The 17,295-nt window shown below is 53.5% G+C and carries 13 protein-coding genes and 3 pseudogenes; 10 read left to right on the top strand and 6 right to left on the bottom strand.

The window, feature by feature from the left end:
* Positions 1 to 44 precede the first annotated feature (44 nt).
* The 4 genes and pseudogenes from IPH10_08625 to IPH10_08610 all read right to left on the bottom strand — a co-directional run bounded on the left by IPH10_08625 (position 45) and on the right by IPH10_08610 (position 5,247).
* Positions 45 to 392 (bottom strand): hypothetical protein, encoded by a 348-nt coding sequence (locus IPH10_08625; protein MBK6910973.1) that lies wholly within the window; start codon positions 390 to 392, stop codon positions 45 to 47.
* Between the two features lie 607 nt (positions 393 to 999).
* On the bottom strand, positions 1,000 to 2,274 hold the full coding sequence (locus IPH10_08620; GenBank protein ID MBK6910972.1) for a restriction endonuclease subunit S: 1,275 nt from the start codon (positions 2,272 to 2,274) through the stop codon (positions 1,000 to 1,002).
* Positions 2,271 to 3,366, bottom strand: a pseudogene (locus IPH10_08615) (virulence RhuM family protein). Before IPH10_08615 ends, IPH10_08620 begins: the two are co-directional and overlap by 4 nt.
* Positions 3,363 to 5,247: pseudogene (locus tag IPH10_08610) on the bottom strand (N-6 DNA methylase). The pseudogenes IPH10_08615 and IPH10_08610 overlap by 4 nt, the downstream one beginning before the upstream one ends.
* A gap of 344 nt (positions 5,248 to 5,591) precedes the next feature.
* Between IPH10_08610 and IPH10_08605 the strand changes: the two are divergent.
* The 6 genes from IPH10_08605 to IPH10_08580 all read left to right on the top strand — a co-directional run bounded on the left by IPH10_08605 (position 5,592) and on the right by IPH10_08580 (position 9,777).
* The gene (locus tag IPH10_08605) at positions 5,592 to 6,542 is read left to right on the top strand and encodes a hypothetical protein (GenBank protein ID MBK6910971.1); all 951 of its coding nucleotides are present in this window, start codon (positions 5,592 to 5,594) and stop codon (positions 6,540 to 6,542) included.
* 192 nt (positions 6,543 to 6,734) lie between these two features.
* Positions 6,735 to 7,148, top strand: a complete 414-nt coding sequence (locus IPH10_08600; GenBank protein ID MBK6910970.1) for a hypothetical protein — start codon at positions 6,735 to 6,737, stop codon at positions 7,146 to 7,148.
* Between the two features lie 427 nt (positions 7,149 to 7,575).
* Positions 7,576 to 7,788, top strand: a complete 213-nt coding sequence (locus IPH10_08595; GenBank protein MBK6910969.1) for a hypothetical protein — start codon at positions 7,576 to 7,578, stop codon at positions 7,786 to 7,788.
* A gap of 363 nt (positions 7,789 to 8,151) precedes the next feature.
* On the top strand, positions 8,152 to 8,718 hold the full coding sequence (locus IPH10_08590) for a hypothetical protein (GenBank protein MBK6910968.1): 567 nt from the start codon (positions 8,152 to 8,154) through the stop codon (positions 8,716 to 8,718).
* The gene (locus IPH10_08585) at positions 8,684 to 9,493 is read left to right on the top strand and encodes an ATP-binding protein (protein MBK6910967.1); all 810 of its coding nucleotides are present in this window, start codon (positions 8,684 to 8,686) and stop codon (positions 9,491 to 9,493) included. Before IPH10_08590 ends, IPH10_08585 begins: the two co-directional genes overlap by 35 nt.
* A gap of 128 nt (positions 9,494 to 9,621) precedes the next feature.
* Positions 9,622 to 9,777, top strand: a complete 156-nt coding sequence (locus IPH10_08580; GenBank protein MBK6910966.1) for a helix-turn-helix domain-containing protein — start codon at positions 9,622 to 9,624, stop codon at positions 9,775 to 9,777.
* A 12-nt stretch (positions 9,778 to 9,789) separates the two neighbouring features.
* Here IPH10_08580 and IPH10_08575 read toward each other — a convergent pair.
* Positions 9,790 to 10,014: pseudogene (locus tag IPH10_08575) on the bottom strand (tyrosine-type recombinase/integrase).
* 1,159 nt (positions 10,015 to 11,173) lie between these two features.
* Complete coding sequence (locus tag IPH10_08570; GenBank protein ID MBK6910965.1) at positions 11,174 to 11,614, bottom strand: hypothetical protein; 441 nt, start codon at positions 11,612 to 11,614, stop codon at positions 11,174 to 11,176.
* An 831-nt stretch (positions 11,615 to 12,445) separates the two neighbouring features.
* Here IPH10_08570 and IPH10_08565 point away from each other — a divergent pair.
* The 4 genes from IPH10_08565 to IPH10_08550 all read left to right on the top strand — a co-directional run bounded on the left by IPH10_08565 (position 12,446) and on the right by IPH10_08550 (position 17,289).
* Positions 12,446 to 12,742 carry a hypothetical protein gene (locus tag IPH10_08565; protein MBK6910964.1) on the top strand — a complete coding sequence of 99 codons (297 nt, stop codon included), beginning with the start codon at positions 12,446 to 12,448 and terminating at the stop codon, positions 12,740 to 12,742.
* Between the two features lie 164 nt (positions 12,743 to 12,906).
* Complete coding sequence (locus IPH10_08560; GenBank protein MBK6910963.1) at positions 12,907 to 13,128, top strand: hypothetical protein; 222 nt, start codon at positions 12,907 to 12,909, stop codon at positions 13,126 to 13,128.
* 3,448 nt (positions 13,129 to 16,576) lie between these two features.
* Positions 16,577 to 16,744, top strand: a complete 168-nt coding sequence (locus IPH10_08555) for a hypothetical protein (GenBank protein MBK6910962.1) — start codon at positions 16,577 to 16,579, stop codon at positions 16,742 to 16,744.
* A gap of 305 nt (positions 16,745 to 17,049) precedes the next feature.
* Positions 17,050 to 17,289 carry a hypothetical protein gene (locus IPH10_08550; GenBank protein ID MBK6910961.1) on the top strand — a complete coding sequence of 80 codons (240 nt, stop codon included), beginning with the start codon at positions 17,050 to 17,052 and terminating at the stop codon, positions 17,287 to 17,289.
* The last annotated feature ends 6 nt before the right edge of the window (positions 17,290 to 17,295 follow it).

The raw sequence follows: 17,295 nt of genomic DNA, 5'->3' as shown, positions 1-17,295 counted from the left end.
GTTAGAAGTGCGGGACGTCGCGTTTGGCCAAATGCCCATGCGCTTTATAATCTCTGATTTTCACCAATTAGAATAACGGCATCATTTCCAATGCTGACAGGCCGGTCTTCCCAGGTCACGCGCTCTTTTTGGAAGTCCGAATACCGTCCTAAGGTTTCGAATGCACTACTTGGATCTTCAACTATGTCAATAGGCAGTCCGATTTCAAATGCTATGTCTGCGGACTTCATTTGCGTTACAAGATATCGCCTGCGCAAAAGCTCAATGATACGACTGTTGGACGACTTCAGGATTTCTGTCCACGGCCTGTAATACTCTTTCACCATCGCCTCGCGACGGATATCCATTGCAATCGGAGTTTTGTCCTTTCTGGGCTTGGGGTCGTCAAGCAAAACCAAGATCGGTTTCTCGAAACGTATGTCATGCATCCCGAATTTGTCAACGGCGCAACTCCATTTATTGTCACTACCGCAGCAGCTTGGGCTTTGGCGTGCGTCATTTCGGAGGGAGATCTATTACCTGATCTCCCTTTGGCCTCTACGACATGCCAATTACCTGACCTGTCGGTCCCTGCAAAGTCAGGGGAAAGATTGGAATCTGGATCCATGGTCAGAATCCCCTGCCGTTTCAACCGAGATACGTACACGAGCCACGGAATATTTAATACTCGTTCCGTGACGAGCTTAGTCATTGCAATGGAAATCCAGTACGATGTCCCACCCTTATCCGTTACATCTGCATCGAGCCAGTCCTCTTGACCAGTGTCCAGGAACAGGTCACCATCAGCCTCTTGATGCGCAAAGCTTGCGTCCAAAGCCTTGCCGATACGTCTTGCATTCAAACGCCAGCCATAACTAAACATGTCACCATATCCGAGGGCCCCAGTTGTCCAGACTGCTCTGAAAATATCCCACCGTGTTATCTGGTGGTCAACAGTTCCCTGAAGATGGGAGTAACTCCCTGTGAAGTTGTGGAGACTCAACCTTACTCTCCCCATCTCTACACCTCCCCCCTCACATCAATCTTCCCCGTCACCGCCGCCGAAATCAACGCTGTCCGGTACTCGCGCAGCGTCCCGATGGAAGAGCGGATCTTCCCGGCAAATTTGTCAAAATATTCTGCCTGTTGAAACAAGAACTGTGCGATCGCTCTCTGCTCATTGATAGGAGGTACGGGTAGCATGTAGTTGGCAATAAATTCTTGCTCAAGACTTTGGACTGTTGCACCGTGCTTTCGCCATTGAGTCAGGAGTTCATCTTGCTTACCTTCGACATACCAAACAAGAAAATCGGAATCAAATTGTGATTGTCGAGCCACCAATGCTTTCAAATCTTGATTGATAGCAACATCTCGTCCTGCAATTGCGATGGGAATAGTATGAGCAAGAATCCCTGAACGCACAACCATAAGCGCAGAACCTTTCGGCACCATCGTAGTTGCCGATTCACGGACAGCATCTGTCGTTATGTGGTCTTCCGCATCAACTACAACTCTAACCTTCATGTCTTTTGGAGAGACCCACGGAATGTCACCACCCCAATACCTGTCAGTGGTTGTGGATGGAGTTCCACCACTAACGAATCGTACGAGGTACTTCACCTTTTTCACCGCCCACCCCTCCGGCACCATCCCCAGCCATTCAATCCCTGAGTCTTTCAGCTTGGCTTTGGGATCGAGACCTTTGGTGACGGCGTGGCTGATCAGCGCCTGCCGCTTCTCCTGCAAGAGTTCAATCTGCCGCTCCTTCTTCCCAATCAACTCATCAATCCGCCCCGTCTCACGATCAAGAAAGGCGGCGATGGCGCGCTGCTCGGGAAGGGAGGGGAATTGAACGCGAATTGATGCCATAACATTGTTCATCAATTTCGGGTTAATATCGTGCCTAACATGCCATGAGGTAGCTCTGTCGATTGCATATTGGAAGAATGAAAGAGAAATCTCTCGTTTTGGTAACAATGTGCCGCATACGTTGGTACAACAAAACTTCCCAGAACGCTTAAACACCGTGCCCGCATTTGCTCCGTCTGTTGTCCAAGTAAGATAGTCACCCTCAAACTCATATGAGTCTATGTAGCCGAGGACGCCGTTATCTTCAGTTTGTGAGGAGTAAACAGGATATTCTCCCGGGTGCTCTCCAATCTCTTCGTTGCTTATTACACGTCCGCGTCCAATGGAAAAGAGAAGCCAGACAGCTATGGTCTCCCACCCCTCAGGCACGCTTCCAATCCATTCAATCCCCGAGTCTTTGTATTTGGGATAGGGATTGTATTTCATTCGCCTTTCCCCTTGCGCTTCGCGGCCTGCTTCGGCTTTGCTTCAGTATTGGCCTGCTTGCTTTTTTCTTCAATCACTTTCGCCGTCTGCTTCAAGTCCTCAATGTATCGCGCCTCGGCTGCCGCATCGGCTTCGTCGCGCCGACGCTGTTCAAACTGATCGTATTGGGTGCGTGACCAATCTTCCGCCGCGTCGTGGCTAACCGAGCCGGGCGAGTCGAGCACCGGAAGTTCGTTCTGCCGCAGAAAGTCCATCAAAGCCGGTTCCCAATCGGACATGCGAATACTCTGTCGCCGCTGTGCGCGAAACTCGGCTTGATCCAAGAACATTACGGTAATCCGATTGAGCGTATCAATCTCCCGTTCATCCAAGTAGTTCTTGGCAATCGTCACGTCCTGTTTACGCACCACCTTGCCCTTAAAGGTCATGACGCCCATGTTAGGCTTGTTCGCGTCTGCACGGGAGCGAATCAACTCCGGAGCGGTCTTGTGCGTAGCGGCATAGATAGTCCGGTTCTGCATGCGGGCAAAGAATGCCTGAGTTTCCGTTTCGCCTGCTTGGTAATCCGAAGCTAATTTGAAGATGTCTCGAATCTTCTGATAGACAAGAGCTTCGCTGGCGCGAATATCACGTATTCGCTCAAGCAGTTCATCGAAGTGGTCGGCGAAACCGCGCCCACCCTTGAGCCGCTCATCGTCCATCGTGAAGCCCTTGACGATGTACTCTTTCAGACGCTCGGAAGCCCACTTCCTGAAGAGAATTCCCCGCAGAGATCTGACGCGATATCCTACGGCAAGAATCATATCCAGATTGTAGTAGAAAATCGGGCGCTGGACCTGCCGATCTCCTTCGCTTCGAACTATTAGATAATTCCTAATAGTTGCCCCTTCGAGCAGTTCTCCATCTTCGTAAATGGCTTTAATATGTGAATTTACGGTAGGAACAGAGATTTGATAGAGATCCGCAATGTCGGCTTGTGACAGCCACACCGTTTCCCCCTTCTAACATCACCCGAACCGCTGTTTTTCCATCGTCAGTCTCATACAACAGGATATCAGACTTCGGCTCCGGACGGTTGTTTTGCTCGCTCATTCCGTCACCCGCTTCAGCATATTCGCAATCTCGTTCTCAATCGCCTCCAGCTCCGCGTCAATCACTTCCCACGGTCTCGGCGGGACATACTTATAGAAATAGCGGTTGAAGTTGGCTTCGTACCCGACCTTGGTCTTGCTGTGGTCAATCCACGCATCCGGCACATGCGGCAGCACCTCGCGCGCAAAGTAGGTCTTGATATCATCCTTGAGCGGCACGTTCTCATTGTCGCGCAAATCCGCGTCCGTCTCAATATTTCCCTTGCTGTCACGGCAAATCTCCGCCGTTTCGTCACGCTCGGAGAGTGACGACATAATGGCCTTCACAATCGGCGCGGGCAACGCGAGTTTGGCCTTCTTGAGAGCCGCCGACAGCAGTTCGCTGAATTGCTCTCGACTCTTGACAACGCCTTTGGATTCAAGCGTCTTGAGAGCTTTGAGAATCTCCTCCTGCTGTCGCTTGCCCTCGGTGATTTCCTGCTGTGCAGTCTTCGTATCCTTGCGCTTCTTGCTCTCAGCCAAATTCGCAAAAGCCGATGCTTCGCGCAGTTTGGCCAGCCGCTCCTCTGTCACCGCAAAACTCAACCGCAGGGGCCGCTCAACCGTGATCCGTGAATATCCAAAATCCTGATTGTCGAAAATCTTGACAAACTCGCCCTCTTTGAAAGCCCCATGCAGCTTGGTGATTTCGGCAATGTGGTTAGGTCCGATTTCATTGCGCTTGTTCCCAAGACTCTTGCGCATCTTCTGGAAAAACCCTGTCGCGTTGATTAACTGAATTTTCCCCTTGCGCGGTTTCGCCTTGCGGTTCGTCACGATCCACAAATAGGTCGAGATTCCCGTGTTGTAGAACAACTGGTCCGGCAGCGCGACGATGGCTTCGAGCCAATCGTTTTCGATGATCCATTTGCGAATCTCAGACTCTCCCGATCCTGCCGACCCAGTGAACAGGGGAGAGCCGTTAAATACAATGCTCAGCCGTGTTCCACCGTCCTTGATAGGCTTCATCTTGCTGATCATGTGCAAATGAACAACAACGCCCCGTCACTGATGCGGCAACCCCGCCCCAAACCTCCCTCCGAACCCCTGCTCCTCGTGCTCCCGCTCAATCGCCTTCTGCTGTGGCTTCCACTCAACGCCAAACGGCGGATTAGCCAAGAGGTAGTCAAACCGATGCGTCGGAAAGTGGTCAGCCGTAAAACTATCCCCGAACCGGATATTGTCCAGACTCTGCCCCTTAATCATCATATCCGAACCGCAAACCGCGTAGGATTGCTCATTGTAGTCTTGAGCAAACAACTCCAAGCGAGCATCGGGGTTTAGCTCGCGCAAGTACTCTTCAGATACCGAGAGCATGCCGCCTGTCCCTGCCGCCGGATCAAAGAGCGTTTAGAATCAGCTCCTCGAAGATGTAGCCCATCTCCAAATTGGAGACAGCTTTGGGATGCAGATCAATTTCGCTGAACTTCTGCACCAGCAGGAATAGCCTGTCAGCCTTGTCCAGCTTGGCAATGCGTTCCTCAAAGCCGAAATGGTCAAGAATATCCCGTGCACGACTTGAGAACCCCTTGATGTAGTTCGTCAAGTTGGCCGCAACGTTGTTGGGATCCCCTTTGAGCTTCTCGAATGTGAACTTACTGGTGTTGTAGAACGGTTGCCCGGAGACTCGGTTCAGAAGCGGGTCGAGGTTCGTCACCTTCCCGCCCTTCAGCTCCTTGTATTTGTCCAAGACCTTGTCCTTGGTTGGCTCCAGAACACAGTCCAGCCGCCGCAGCACCGTCATCGGCAGCATAACGTCTTTGTACTGGTTCGGGCGGTACGGGCCGCGCAGGAGCTCTGCCACCGACCAGATAAAGGACGCTTTTTCGGAGAAGTTTGTCATCGATAGAGGGAATTCACTTGACTGATGTCTGGCGAGGTTGGGTTACCGCGCCAATCGTCAACCAAGCATGAGTGGTTTTGGCGTACTATTGTTGAATTGCACAAAAAACAAAGGATTAGAAAGTCGTGACTTGCCCATTCTTTATCAGAACTCTGCATCCTTGATTGTTTCTTTAATTTAAGTAACTTACGGAGAAACGCAATAGCGGCAGGACGCGGTACTTCAGAAAAAACTGATGGCGTTCCAAAACGGAATGGAATCCTTGTCGAGAAAGGCTTAAACGTGACTGGCAATCGCACCCCTAAGCAACGCGAGGCCGACCGAATCTTAAGTATCGCAGGCCAATGTGCTCGGAGAATAACCTTGACGAGCAGTGGCTCGTTCAACAAGCGGAACGCTTTGCAAGATATGGGATTAGTGTTGACAGACTAACAACCTTAATCGGTCAAGCGTGCCGATTTCTCAAGCCAAAATTCTTAGAAAGTGTGTTTGAATCCAGCGACCCAAAAGAACTTGACTACTGTTATCGTCTCGGCGCGCGGTTCTTGAATGATGATAATCTCGATGCCCTTGAAAATATGGATGGCACCTTGGCATCACTTAGACAGTTCCTTGACGAAAATCGAGTTGATCTGGTCGCCGAAGGGTACCCAACAACAAAGGGAATTGCTCCGGATACCTTCGAAGCGATATTTGGCAATCTATTTTTTACAAAACTCCCCGTTGCAGTTAGCCATAAGAGTCGCTCCCATGGCCGTGTATCTGTCAAATATCAATGGGATATTGCCGAGGTTGGCCCGAGTCTCCAGATTTATCCAAGTGGAGCATCCGAGCAAACAGCGAGCAAACGACTCATCGACCTCATTGCCAGACCACTCGGTTTCCCGACAGGATCACAAGTTTACTTTCGAATACCGATAGGGGGGCAGGCTATCAATGTTGGCACTTATGACACGGCATGGCCAATGCCATTCTTATCGAACGAAGACGAAAAACGGATTGCTGAATTGCGGCCCAGTCTTTTCAAACTAAAGCAAGAAGCGGTCAAAATCTGCCGGGCGGCCCTTAAGCTCGACAAACCATCAGATGTGTTTAAAGACTATGCAGCATTGACAGCGGAAATATTCACCCTTGAGCATATTGAATTCCTAATGGACCGGGAGCATGCGTTTTATAAGTGGAAAGCACAAGTCGCTTGCAGCCGGCATTGCCAAACCTTGGTTGGACGGGGCTCGAGGCTTGCGGCTGCTTTGATATCGCTTTCCCAGCCGCCAAAGCGAATCGCAAAGTCATAGGATCAGTTTCAAAGGAGGCCAAAATCCTAACTCGACTGGCGCGGACGGAATGGCCGTCAACCTCCAAAGAAGACCTAAATTACTTTGCCTTTGTAGCCATGGGCCGGGGAAAGAACTTGCAGGTGATTGCGGAAAGGAGCCTTCAGGCCCCAATTCTGTCACTTAGCGGATTGCAGGCGCCAATCGTTTTCGATGAAAACGGAGTGGGACCGTGAATTGGTAATTAGGTACAGGACGGCTGGGAAGAGTGCAAAAGTGATCGAGCAACAAATTCGAGAAACGCTCGAGGAATATGCGTCAATGCGGGGGAATGAGGCTGTGTTCGATGACTTTGCCCTCACCTATTTCGGAGAAGGTCAATTGGTGGTCATAGATGACTATCGAAAGGTCATTTGGCAGACGAATGGTGGGAATATTGAATTTACTTTTTCGGAGCAGCAGAGGAAAATCGTAAAGCTCCTCCACGTGTATTGGCGAGCTGGGCAGATATCAGTTCGCGGCAGAAAATTAATGGAAGAAGCCATTGGCGACATCGGAAGCGAAAATTCGCCGACATTTTCAAAAGCAATGGAATCAAGAACCCCGCTTACGGTAAGGGAAGCCTGATTGAAGCATTACAAAGAGGCATGATACGACTGAATATTGCAAGACCCCCAAAAGGCCGCCACTGAAAGCTCTTTTTCAATCGTTAAATGTCCGGACATTGTCGTTAGCCAGCGGCAAGCTATTGCGGACCACTAAGCGATATGCCCCTCCCGTTTTGGTGGGGCATTTTTTTTGAATGAGCGGAAGCGAATGCGTCGCATAAATATTGTAAAAAAATAAGTTATGACCTCGGTAAGGACTCCACGCGCGAAGCCATCTTCTCGGCCGGTATTTACGGAGAGTTTGCAGACGCGAATTTCTGAATACTGGCCCGACAACCCGCAGAAGACTATTCAGCAGATTGCTGATCACTTTGGCCTGAGCGTCCCGGGGTTACAGGAGCACTAATCAACTACGACAGTTACCGGACCTCTACTTTAGAGTCTTGGTGGCACGTGAACAATTACTTGACGAACTGCTTTGGGACGCAGCCTTGAATGGCGTCAATGCCCAAGACCGCGCGTTGATCGACGTGAGAATCAGGATGAAAGGGATTCTGAACCGCACCAAAGCTGGCCGGATTGGGCTCAGTACTGAACACAACAAGCTGGAGGTTATTTTTGTTTGCGCCGATAAAGACGAAGACGATGACGAACTGTAACTTGGGCCAAGCTGGCGGGATGCGAATTGGCAGGCGGCATACGAAAAGGGAGTCTTCGCTTGAAGTGGTTTAAGCACGAAACGGATGCTAATCGATCCGAGGGCCTTGCCGCAATACGCGCACTGTTCGGCTTTGAGGGTATCGGATGGTGGTTCACGATACTGGAAATGGTCGCCGAAAAAATGGACGATACCGACCGTTGCCGCCTCGAACTCCCGCTCAAAGATTGGTGCTCGGCGCTCTCTACTAAGCCTCAGAAGTTCCGAACATACCTCAATGTTCTATCTCAGAACTGCAGAACATCGTTCTCAGAAACAGAGAAGTGCGGCGTTTGTTGTGTCCCCAGTAAGCATACCTAATCTATTGAAAAAACGAGATAACCACACAAGGAACTTGCAAGTCTCTTCTAAGTCACTTGCAAGCAAGAGTAAAGAGATAAGAGATAAGAGTAAAGATAGAGATGAAGATGAAGAAAATGATAAGACTACTTCTCCTATCGGAGAAGTAGTTGTCAACCGACTAGTTGACGTGCAGGAGTCGGACGGTGAATTGTTTCAAGCTTTTGATCCAGCAGATTTAGACAACCATGTCCAAAAAGAGCAGATTGATTGGAACCTGTACAAGGCCAAGTGGAACGCCATGGCCGCAGACATCCCGGCGATCTCGATGGTCAAGGAAATGACCGAAAGGCGCAAGCGAGCCTTGAAGGCCCGCATGAATTCTAAGCTCTTTGACTTCGACTTGTTCTTAGACAAGATTCGCGCCTCGCCGTTTCTTCGTGGCGAAAAGACGGACTGGGTAGTTGATTTCGACGCGGCCATTGCGCCGAAGATGTTCACAAAGATCATGGAGGGCGGATATGACGATAAGTTCAACTCAGCTAAATACAGAGACATTGGACGTGACGACGAGTCGGGGCAATGTCACTAAGACAATCGCCGAAGTCGTCGAAGAGTTCAAGATTGACCCCAGCGACAACGAAGACGGATATTGGACAAGATACACCTGCAAGCACTGTGGCGAAAAAACACATTGCAGCGACTCGGTTTGCCCAGACTGCTTTGATTATATTTTGGCGAAGGCGGGATCAACGCAACTCAGCCAATTCCGCAGTATGCAGGAGAAGATTGGCATTCCCAATATCTACCGCGATGTCAGTCTATCCCGATTCACACCAACACCCGGACAGAAACAAGCGCTTGAGCATGCACGACAGATGGGCAGGAAAGGTTACTCAGGGCCAGGCCTTGCGCTGTACGGGCCTACCGGCACGGGCAAGACATACCTTGCAGCGCTGGCCAACCGCTTCCTTTGGAACGGTGACAGCGTAATTTGGCTGGACGGGAACGACCTACGCAGAAGGATCAACCAAAGCTGGAAAGAGAAACCAGAAGACAGGCCACTCGGCCAAAACATCGAGAACGAAATAGCGACCTACAAGCTAATCGTGCTTGAGGACTTCACGCCGGGAGAAAGTCCGCCTGAATTTATGACATCATCCACAATCGCATTGCTGAACGCTATCTGGAACCAGGGTGACTCGATATTCTGCCTGTCGTCGAACCACACGCTCGCGCAACTTGGAAAGCTCGTAATGCCTAACATCGAGAACGACGAAAAGAACGGATTCATATCACGAGTCAAGTCTCTTGCAAATGGATTCGCGATTGCGGGAAAAGACATGCGAACGAAACGCGAGACATGATGGCTCAACCAACCGTAGAGAAAGCGACTCAGAATTCGTTACGATTCAATAATAGTTCATCAATTTAGCTAAACAGAAAGGGATCCTGAATGGGAAAAGCCCAAAATCTATTGTCACATGCGCCCAATTTGACAGCTACGGAGTCGCTCTGGACGGTCGACGACGTAGCGGCATATCTTCGCGTCGCCGTCCAGTCCGTTTACCGCTGGGCGTCCCAAAACAAAATCCCCTGCCGTAAGGTCGGGGGATCGTTGAGATTCGAACCGGAAGAAGTGAAAGATTGACGGCAGCAAAGCCTAAGCGCCGTGGCCGCCCGCCAAAAGGCCTTGAAAATTGACTTTCTGCATTTCGCGCGATTTGTGCTCGGGCAAGAGGTGAAGGTACTTCTCGGTCATCTTAACGCTGGTGTGACCAAGGTATTCTGAAACGACTTTGATATCAATGCCGCTCATTAGGCAAACCGTCGCAAACGTGTGCCGGAACGTGTGCAGCGAAACCTGACCCCTAAGGTCGATTCCTTCCTTCTGTAGATTCGGTCACAAATCGCACCATGGCTGCCGGGGCGGAGCCCACGCCTTGCCGTTCGCAGTTGTAAACACGTATATGAACCCCGTCGAGGAAGCCCGTGGAGTATTTCGCGGGCTTTCGCCATGGGAACGGGCCTGGCCACGCCTTGTCTTGGGTTGCCAGCTCTTCTTGATGCGCACGAAAATCAGTCCGTTTTCAAAATCGACTTCTGACCACCCAAGTTGCGCAACTCGCCGTCGCGCAGTCCGGTCGTCAACAATAGCGAATAGAACGGCAACTGATAGGTAGTGGCATGCTTCGTAATTAGGCGATTTCGTCCTTTGTGAAGATTCGGACCGCCTGGGATCGACCTTGTAGCGTTTGACCCCGGTTGCAGCATTCTTTCGGATGTATTCGCGTTCTTCCGCCCACTTGTAGAACATCTTCAGGGTCGCCAGTTCGTCGTTCCAGGTTTTGTCAGGAAATCAAAGGCCGTCGCGATGCCACAAACTCGTCGATCTCGGCGGTCCTCAAGTCCGAGAAGTTCGCCTTGGCGACATTCTCGATCCAAGTTTGAAAGTGCATCAAATGCTGCATTTGCCGTTTACGCCATGGCGGTGACCTCCTTGTCCAGCACCTCGGTTTGAAAGAGCTGGAAGGCCCATTCATTGCTGATCGAGTGCTTGCCTAATCTGGACAATTCCGAGTTCCAAGTTCCGAAATGATTTCACCCAGCTTAACCTCGGCGAGCTTCTTTGAAGTGACTCCAAGCGAACGCTGCATCAGTTTCCCCATTTTGGCTGAACTGCGCTGCCAGAATTTTTCCTCTTTTTGTAGATAGTCGCCATGTGAACTCCGTTACAATCTATTCTTTTGACAATTCTTTGACAAAAGAAGATACCAAATGACCCCTTTGTCGCTCTATGAAATTCACAGTTTAACAGGGGGCTTTTTAGTGGAGACGGCGGGAATCGAACATCGTCATCGTCCCACCGCAGAATAAACGTCGCTGCCAGACACCTGCACGGTCAGCCCGGTCGGCACATGCACCGCAGCGATCGAGCCGATATGATAGGCCTGCACGTCGTCCACATACCATCCTTCGCGATTGACCCCGCATCTGACCCGAAGCGCCAGCGCAATTGCACGTCGCTGCCTGCAAATGCCGCCAGATCAAAATGCCCGCCCACTCCCAGATTGTGCCCGCGTAGCACGGTTGACCGGGCAACTGACCCAGAATACGGGTTGCGCTCCCGCCGACCGACGTGTTAGTCTTGGGGGTAACCTTCCGCCGGAGTGATCGTCGTGGCGCCGCCATTCACGGATATCCTCCAGCCAACCGCCGTCATAGGCCGAGTCCGGAGAGGCCGTGGAAACCTCCGAGTCAATCGTATGCCAGAATTCGAGCACAACGTCTGAGGGTAGCGCAGTAAGGATGGGCGAAATCAGGCGCGCGTCCTGTAGATTGGCATACGTGCCGGTGCCAGTATCGCCGCACTTGTAGGAATGCGTTCCGGTTCTGGCCTGCTCAACACTGACGTGCCATTGCCTGCTCCAGCCCACCGCCGCCTTCTTCTGTCCAAACCGGGAGCGCCGCTCCGAACGACCTGACATCAATACGACCACGGAGGCGATTGTAAGCCTGCGGGACCCTTGGGTCCGTGGGAATCCGGCGTGTCCACCGAGGTAACACGAATTCCGCAGGCCGCCGACGATGCAACGTTCATTACCCAAGTGAATTGACCGTCATTCCGTCGTATTGGTTCGGCCAACGAGCTCCACGGGCCGCCCGCACCATTGCGCGAAGTAGATCAATGTTCACGTTTCCGGTCACGAGGCCCGGTGCCCGTTGGGTCAACGAACGTGGAATCTGTTGCCATAATTCGCCGCCATTGGGCGATAATAAAGCGCAAACGTCGGGTCAATTGCCCCAGTGATATCCGTAGTGAACATAGCGGCCCGCCCTGTCCGCCAAGGTTGTTGGAACCCGGTGTCGGCGTTCCAGTAGCAAATTTCCAGTCCGGATGTGATTGATATCCCTGGATGCCCACCGTCGCATAATCGTTGTCAAACGAAATGGGTTTGGCGTGCGGGTTCACGTCCTGATACTGGACCATAATCTTGTTGTCGCCCGTCGGGCCCGGATAGCCCGAGATGGATCATACAGAATCACCTGGAACGTCTGCGGTGCCGTGCCACTGGCCCACAAACACCGCACCTCCCACTGATAATCACGCGACCGTTGGCGACTCGTCCGTGAGGTACACGCCGCCAGTTGGCCACGCCTCGGCATGATCAGGTCATCCCAGTAAGCCGCGATCTGTCTGGCGGACCGAGCGGCGATCCCATGTGGGATTTTCGGTAATCAATCTGCGTGGTCGCCGAACGAAACCATCCGTTGGAGCAGATCGTAATCGTGTCGTAGTCCTGAACATAGTAGGAAACGTGAAGGGCAAATATGTGCGTCGTCATGTCGTCCTGATCTTCACCCCGTCGGTGAAGCCCAACGACTGGCCCGTGCCTCCCAAGCCGGGAGCGATCCCTAATCCAATCGTAAAGCGGCGCTGCCCCGGCAGGCTGCAAGTCGCCATTCATACGCAATGTGGCCGTACGCCCGGCCCGGTAGCGCTGGTCGGCGTTGCGAGGCCAATCGTCTGCAAGAACGTCACGGAATCGCGAACACCGTTCGCGTCAGTGACCACCAGTTGCATTGGCACTTGCATGCTCCTGGTGCATGGCTGACCGCCGTTATGACGTAGGGATTGCTCTTTACTGCCGTCACGCCGAACATTGACGTTTCCGTGGTGCTTCAATGAGTCACTGACCGCAACATAGCCTCGACAGTGAACGGGTAAAACCCCTGCGGCGCTGCTCAAGCCCGCCGATCCGTCATTCGACAGGTGACCGTGAAATTACCGGAGTCACCTGGATCGAGGCGGGTTGTTACTGTCGGTGTAGGCCGCGCTGGCAGAAAAGCAGCACTGGCGGCGTCGGGCGTCAAATCAACGCGCACTGACTGCGTTCCCGCCGACGAAGCCAAATTCTGGTACAGCACAACCGGTTCGTGGTGGAATACCGCCGACCCCGATGCGGTAGGCCGCGCTCTCGCCGCTGCAGCGCCGACCTGATGTTGATAGGTCTGAACCCGGGAAACGATCGTGACGCCCGGCGACGAGCTGGTCAACGTTCCCGTAATGCCTGGTAACCGTGTTGATGTCCCGGTGTTCTGCAGACGATACTGGAGATCAACCGTCCTGCCCGGGTTCAAAATATCGTTATTGTCACCGATTTGTTCCGGGCTGACGTTGTCGCCAACATTAGTAATGTTGCTGAACGATTTTCAACGACGCGCCCACGTTTATCACATTGATGGTCGAAACGTAGGCCTTAGGTTCCTTTCCCGGACACTACGATGTTCATGGTCCCGGTCGTCGGCGTGCCCACGGCGAGATTGATCCGTCTGTTGGCATCCGTATAACCGCGAGCGAAGGTCTCCGCACCTTTCGTCAGGCCGACCAAAGGTTAGCCACGGGATTTCCGCCCGCGCTCACCGTGATGCCGATATTGTCGTGCCGCGGGTAATCGAAGCCGGATGCACTACCGCGTCAAGATGTGCGGCGTATCAAGGGTACACCGGCACACCCGGGTCGCCCTGTCAGGTTGCAACTACGCCGCGAAATCTTCGTAACGTCACCCTGTTCCGAGCCGCCGCCGACCGGACCAATAGCTGCGGTATACCTCGAGCTTCGCGCCGATCAATGCATCCTAGTTTCCCCGTGCGTCCAGCGAAAGGCTCCGCATGCCGCCGCCGTCGAGAATATTATTGTATCGCGAGTGCGCGCCTGCCCCCGACATGCCAACGCAGCGATCGAATGGCCGCCGCGCACAAAGTCCTCATTCAGCGAAGCGTCGCCGCCAAACGTACCCCCGTAGCGCAGGTGACAACCCACGTAAACGGCCAACGCTCGTTCACCGCCACACCTACCAACCGGCCCGAGTTGAACTCGCAATCCACGACATGCGGTCATTGAACACGCAAACCCGGCTTCCAATCGCGCTTCCAGCGTCGGCGTTCTCATGCCGCCTTCAAACACGTCGAAATCTACTGTCGGCCGCCTGGTGTTATGGGTTGTCGCATATACTGCTTCGTTGACGGATTGGACGGCACCTACCAGAGTATGCGCCGCGCAACATGCCCGCCTCAAAACCATCCGTCCGGCCATACGGATCCGATTCATAACTGATGATGTTCAATCATCGTCTGCAAATTCAAATTGCCGGCGGAGGGGAGGCGGCCCACCGCGATATCCGGTTACCGGATCAGGATTGATGTCCCCGATCGTTGCATACGTATTGTCCAGGGTCCCCGTTGCCAGGGCGTGTGGTGCCGCGCATCCGGGTCGCCTACCAACGTCACGTATTCCAGGCGCCTTGCCGCTGTCAAACTGATTTTGGATATAGGTGCGGATGCTGGTCGCCGATGTTCCGGTCTTGCGTCGTCGTGGCAATGTGACTGCCATAGCCCGCTTACGGCGCTAATCCACCAGCGCTTGCACGGGGCCAAGACAGTCGCGTTCGGATCGTGAGATAAAGATGGCGGCCCGGCATCACGGGCGGGGCGTCAAGCGAACTGCCCCTCAACCTCGGAACGTTCGGTACAACTCCTTGAGCTCGGTGACAGATATTCCGGACGTGAGTCAGTTCTAGTTGACGCCTGCGCCCTCCTACGTTTTGCAGCGTAACATCCACGTGAATACGTTCTAACCTCGCGTGTCACCGGATTTACCTGAACCGGATTGATAGTCACAAGCACAAACCCGTACGTCCCTTATGGTCGCCGGTTCCGAGACCTCCACGACATTGGCCGGATACCAATCGTTATGGCTCAGAATTCCGGGCGCGCAGCGCTACCGTTTCATCCAGAGCGTTGGCGCCTTCCGCCAACGGCAAGTGCGGCGCGGGCGGGTAGGGAAGGGTGGAGGTCGAAAACCAGATCGCACATTAAACCGATAATTGCCCTGGCCGTGTCAATCATGATCGCGGACAATACGCGGTACTTCCGGAGCACCCGGCAGCTCATGCACCGCCTCACCGCCGTTCATATGCACCCAGCCTGGCTGACGCTCCGGCGAAGTCCATGGTCTCCCCGTAGTAGTCTCTCCGGTACATCAATTCCGCAGTTGAATGGCGTGTAATCGTGGTTCGTGGCCGCAACAGAGGCTGTCACCACGTCTTGCCGACCCGCAAAAACGACTGGGAATCGCCGGCAAAACTGCCTGAACCGCCTGTCCTGAACCACCGACCGTGGCCCATGCCGCCGATTGACCAAAGAGAAAACCAAATAGTAATAAACAATCCTGTAGGCAGCATCGTATCTCCAGAGTTTCAATCACCTTCGCCGCTGACTGCGGGTCCGCATCATGTATAACTCGCATTATGGCCTATCTCCTGCCCCAGCGCAAGTTCCGGTCTGACCGACGCGAAGATTTTTTTCGTATGAATCGCACCGCAATAGTCAACAATTTAACGCTCATCGCCCCATATTGCTATAGCATTCCATAGTGCAAACGTCTCGGCATGTCCCCAGTTCGGGCCGATCCGCAGCCGCCCCATTCCAGAGGAACCATAGATTTGCACTCGAGGGTTCAGGTCACGGGAATCTCACTTGAAACTCCCTTGGTCAATGGATCAATCAGCCCCCATACCACGACGACGCGGCAATCTCTTCCAGCCCTGTTCCCGGCCCTACGCCCGGAAACAGGCGGGACTGCGTCCGAAGTTTGCCGCGAAGACCTTCTGTCCGAATCCCCGCCTCTTGCAGCGCATGGCCGAGCTTGAAGACCCGAAGTCCAACGCATCACGGACGAGCAGGGCGCTTCGACCCGCTCTAATGTACCTGACGAGTATGCCCAACAGCTTGAAGTCAGCCGCAGATAAACTGGCGCGACTGCTCCGCGCCGGCGTCGCCATTGAAGAGTCCCGCGACTTTCACCCATCCTGCAGACCGTTGCCGATGCCGGAGCGGCAGGCTGGGCCTCCGCCGTCGTTTACCTGTTTGACACTTTCGAAATCGTTGACGCCAGCTCTGCGGCGTTTGCGACGAAGACATCGCCGATCCCGTGCAGCAAACCGCCGCCGGCGTCCGGAACGCGCGCGGGATGTACCTGAATCAATTCCGACGAGTTCAAAAGGCCGCTCAACTTCATCAAGGCCGAGCGGCTGCAAGAAGCTATTGGAGCGCATAGCGAGTTCCGGGCCGCCGGCCATGCCCGGTGATGACTGGGATCCGATGGACCCGGTCTACGTCCCAATGTACTTCGAGCACGGGTCAGCCGCTTTCGGAAATATCAACTGTGACGATCCCGGCCAACGGTAAGCGCCTGACGGCCGATGTCTTCCAGTGCATCTCGAAATCTTTCGCCGACCTGCCGCAAGATTGAAACCGTGCGGCTGCTCAACTCGGCAAGCGCAGATCAGTCGCAAACGGTGGGAGAGCGAAGAGAAAGTAACGTACAATTCTGGCCCGCTCCGCCGACAGCTTCCTGCCTGCGGATGACCTGTTCCGGGAGTGCAACGATGCACGCTCGCGATCTTGGCTGCGAGTACGATGACATCATCGGCCACCGCCCGTCGGTGCCCGCCTGCTATCGCCGATGCCGCTGTTCGAAACTTGGCCGCCATCGCCGCTACCCGCCAGAAGACCGCAAAATTTTGAATGGGTACACCTGCGCAAAGACGCGCTGAACTGAATTGCGGAAAACTCGCTCGTACACGAGGTCAGTGGCCGCAACATGATTATGGCGGGTCGTCCGTGACTTGACCGACAAACGCCGCATGGCGAGGGATAAAGAGACTTCCGCGACCGCCTGCAGCCTTCTTGTCAGCTCGTTCCATGGACTTAATCTATTCGCAAATCCGAAAATCCTCGTCTCGCGTTTTAGCTTCGAAGTCGCGGTACCGAGCCTCTACGATTCCGCCACCGACGAACTCATCCTGGTTGGCAAAGAACACCGGGTTGGCCGCTTCGGCTTTCGCGTGCCCGCAAACATGTGTGTCAAGACCCGTACGAGCAGACAGGCGAGCCTGTCGCAGATCCGTTCGCCGCCCGGCGTCCGGATTACGCGCATGCCGAGCTGCGTCGTATTGGGTTGCAGTACCTTCTCTGCGTGCTGCTCCGCGTGCCTGCGACCAACAGATTTGGCACCATCTGGCTCGGCGACACGCGGCAGGCGCTGTCCGCGGAACGGGCTGTGACGGATCTTGAGTTTTCTTGGCCATGGTGCCATTGAATGTCG

It is taken from the genome of bacterium (assembly GCA_016702305.1).
In the GTDB taxonomy this organism is placed as follows: domain Bacteria; phylum Electryoneota; class RPQS01; order RPQS01; family RPQS01; genus JABWCQ01.
This window is presented reverse-complemented; position numbering and strand designations above follow the sequence as displayed.

Coding starts and splice junctions, on each gene's coding strand:
- IPH10_08605 (MBK6910971.1), top strand. CDS start 5,592: ATGTGCTCGGAGAATAACCTTGACGAGCAGTGGCTCGTTCAACAAGCG.
- IPH10_08555 (MBK6910962.1), top strand. CDS start 16,577: ATGCACGCTCGCGATCTTGGCTGCGAGTACGATGACATCATCGGCCAC.
- IPH10_08600 (MBK6910970.1), top strand. CDS start 6,735: ATGAAAACGGAGTGGGACCGTGAATTGGTAATTAGGTACAGGACGGCT.
- IPH10_08620 (MBK6910972.1), bottom strand. CDS start 2,274: ATGAAATACAATCCCTATCCCAAATACAAAGACTCGGGGATTGAATGG.
- IPH10_08570 (MBK6910965.1), bottom strand. CDS start 11,614: ATGTCAGGTCGTTCGGAGCGGCGCTCCCGGTTTGGACAGAAGAAGGCG.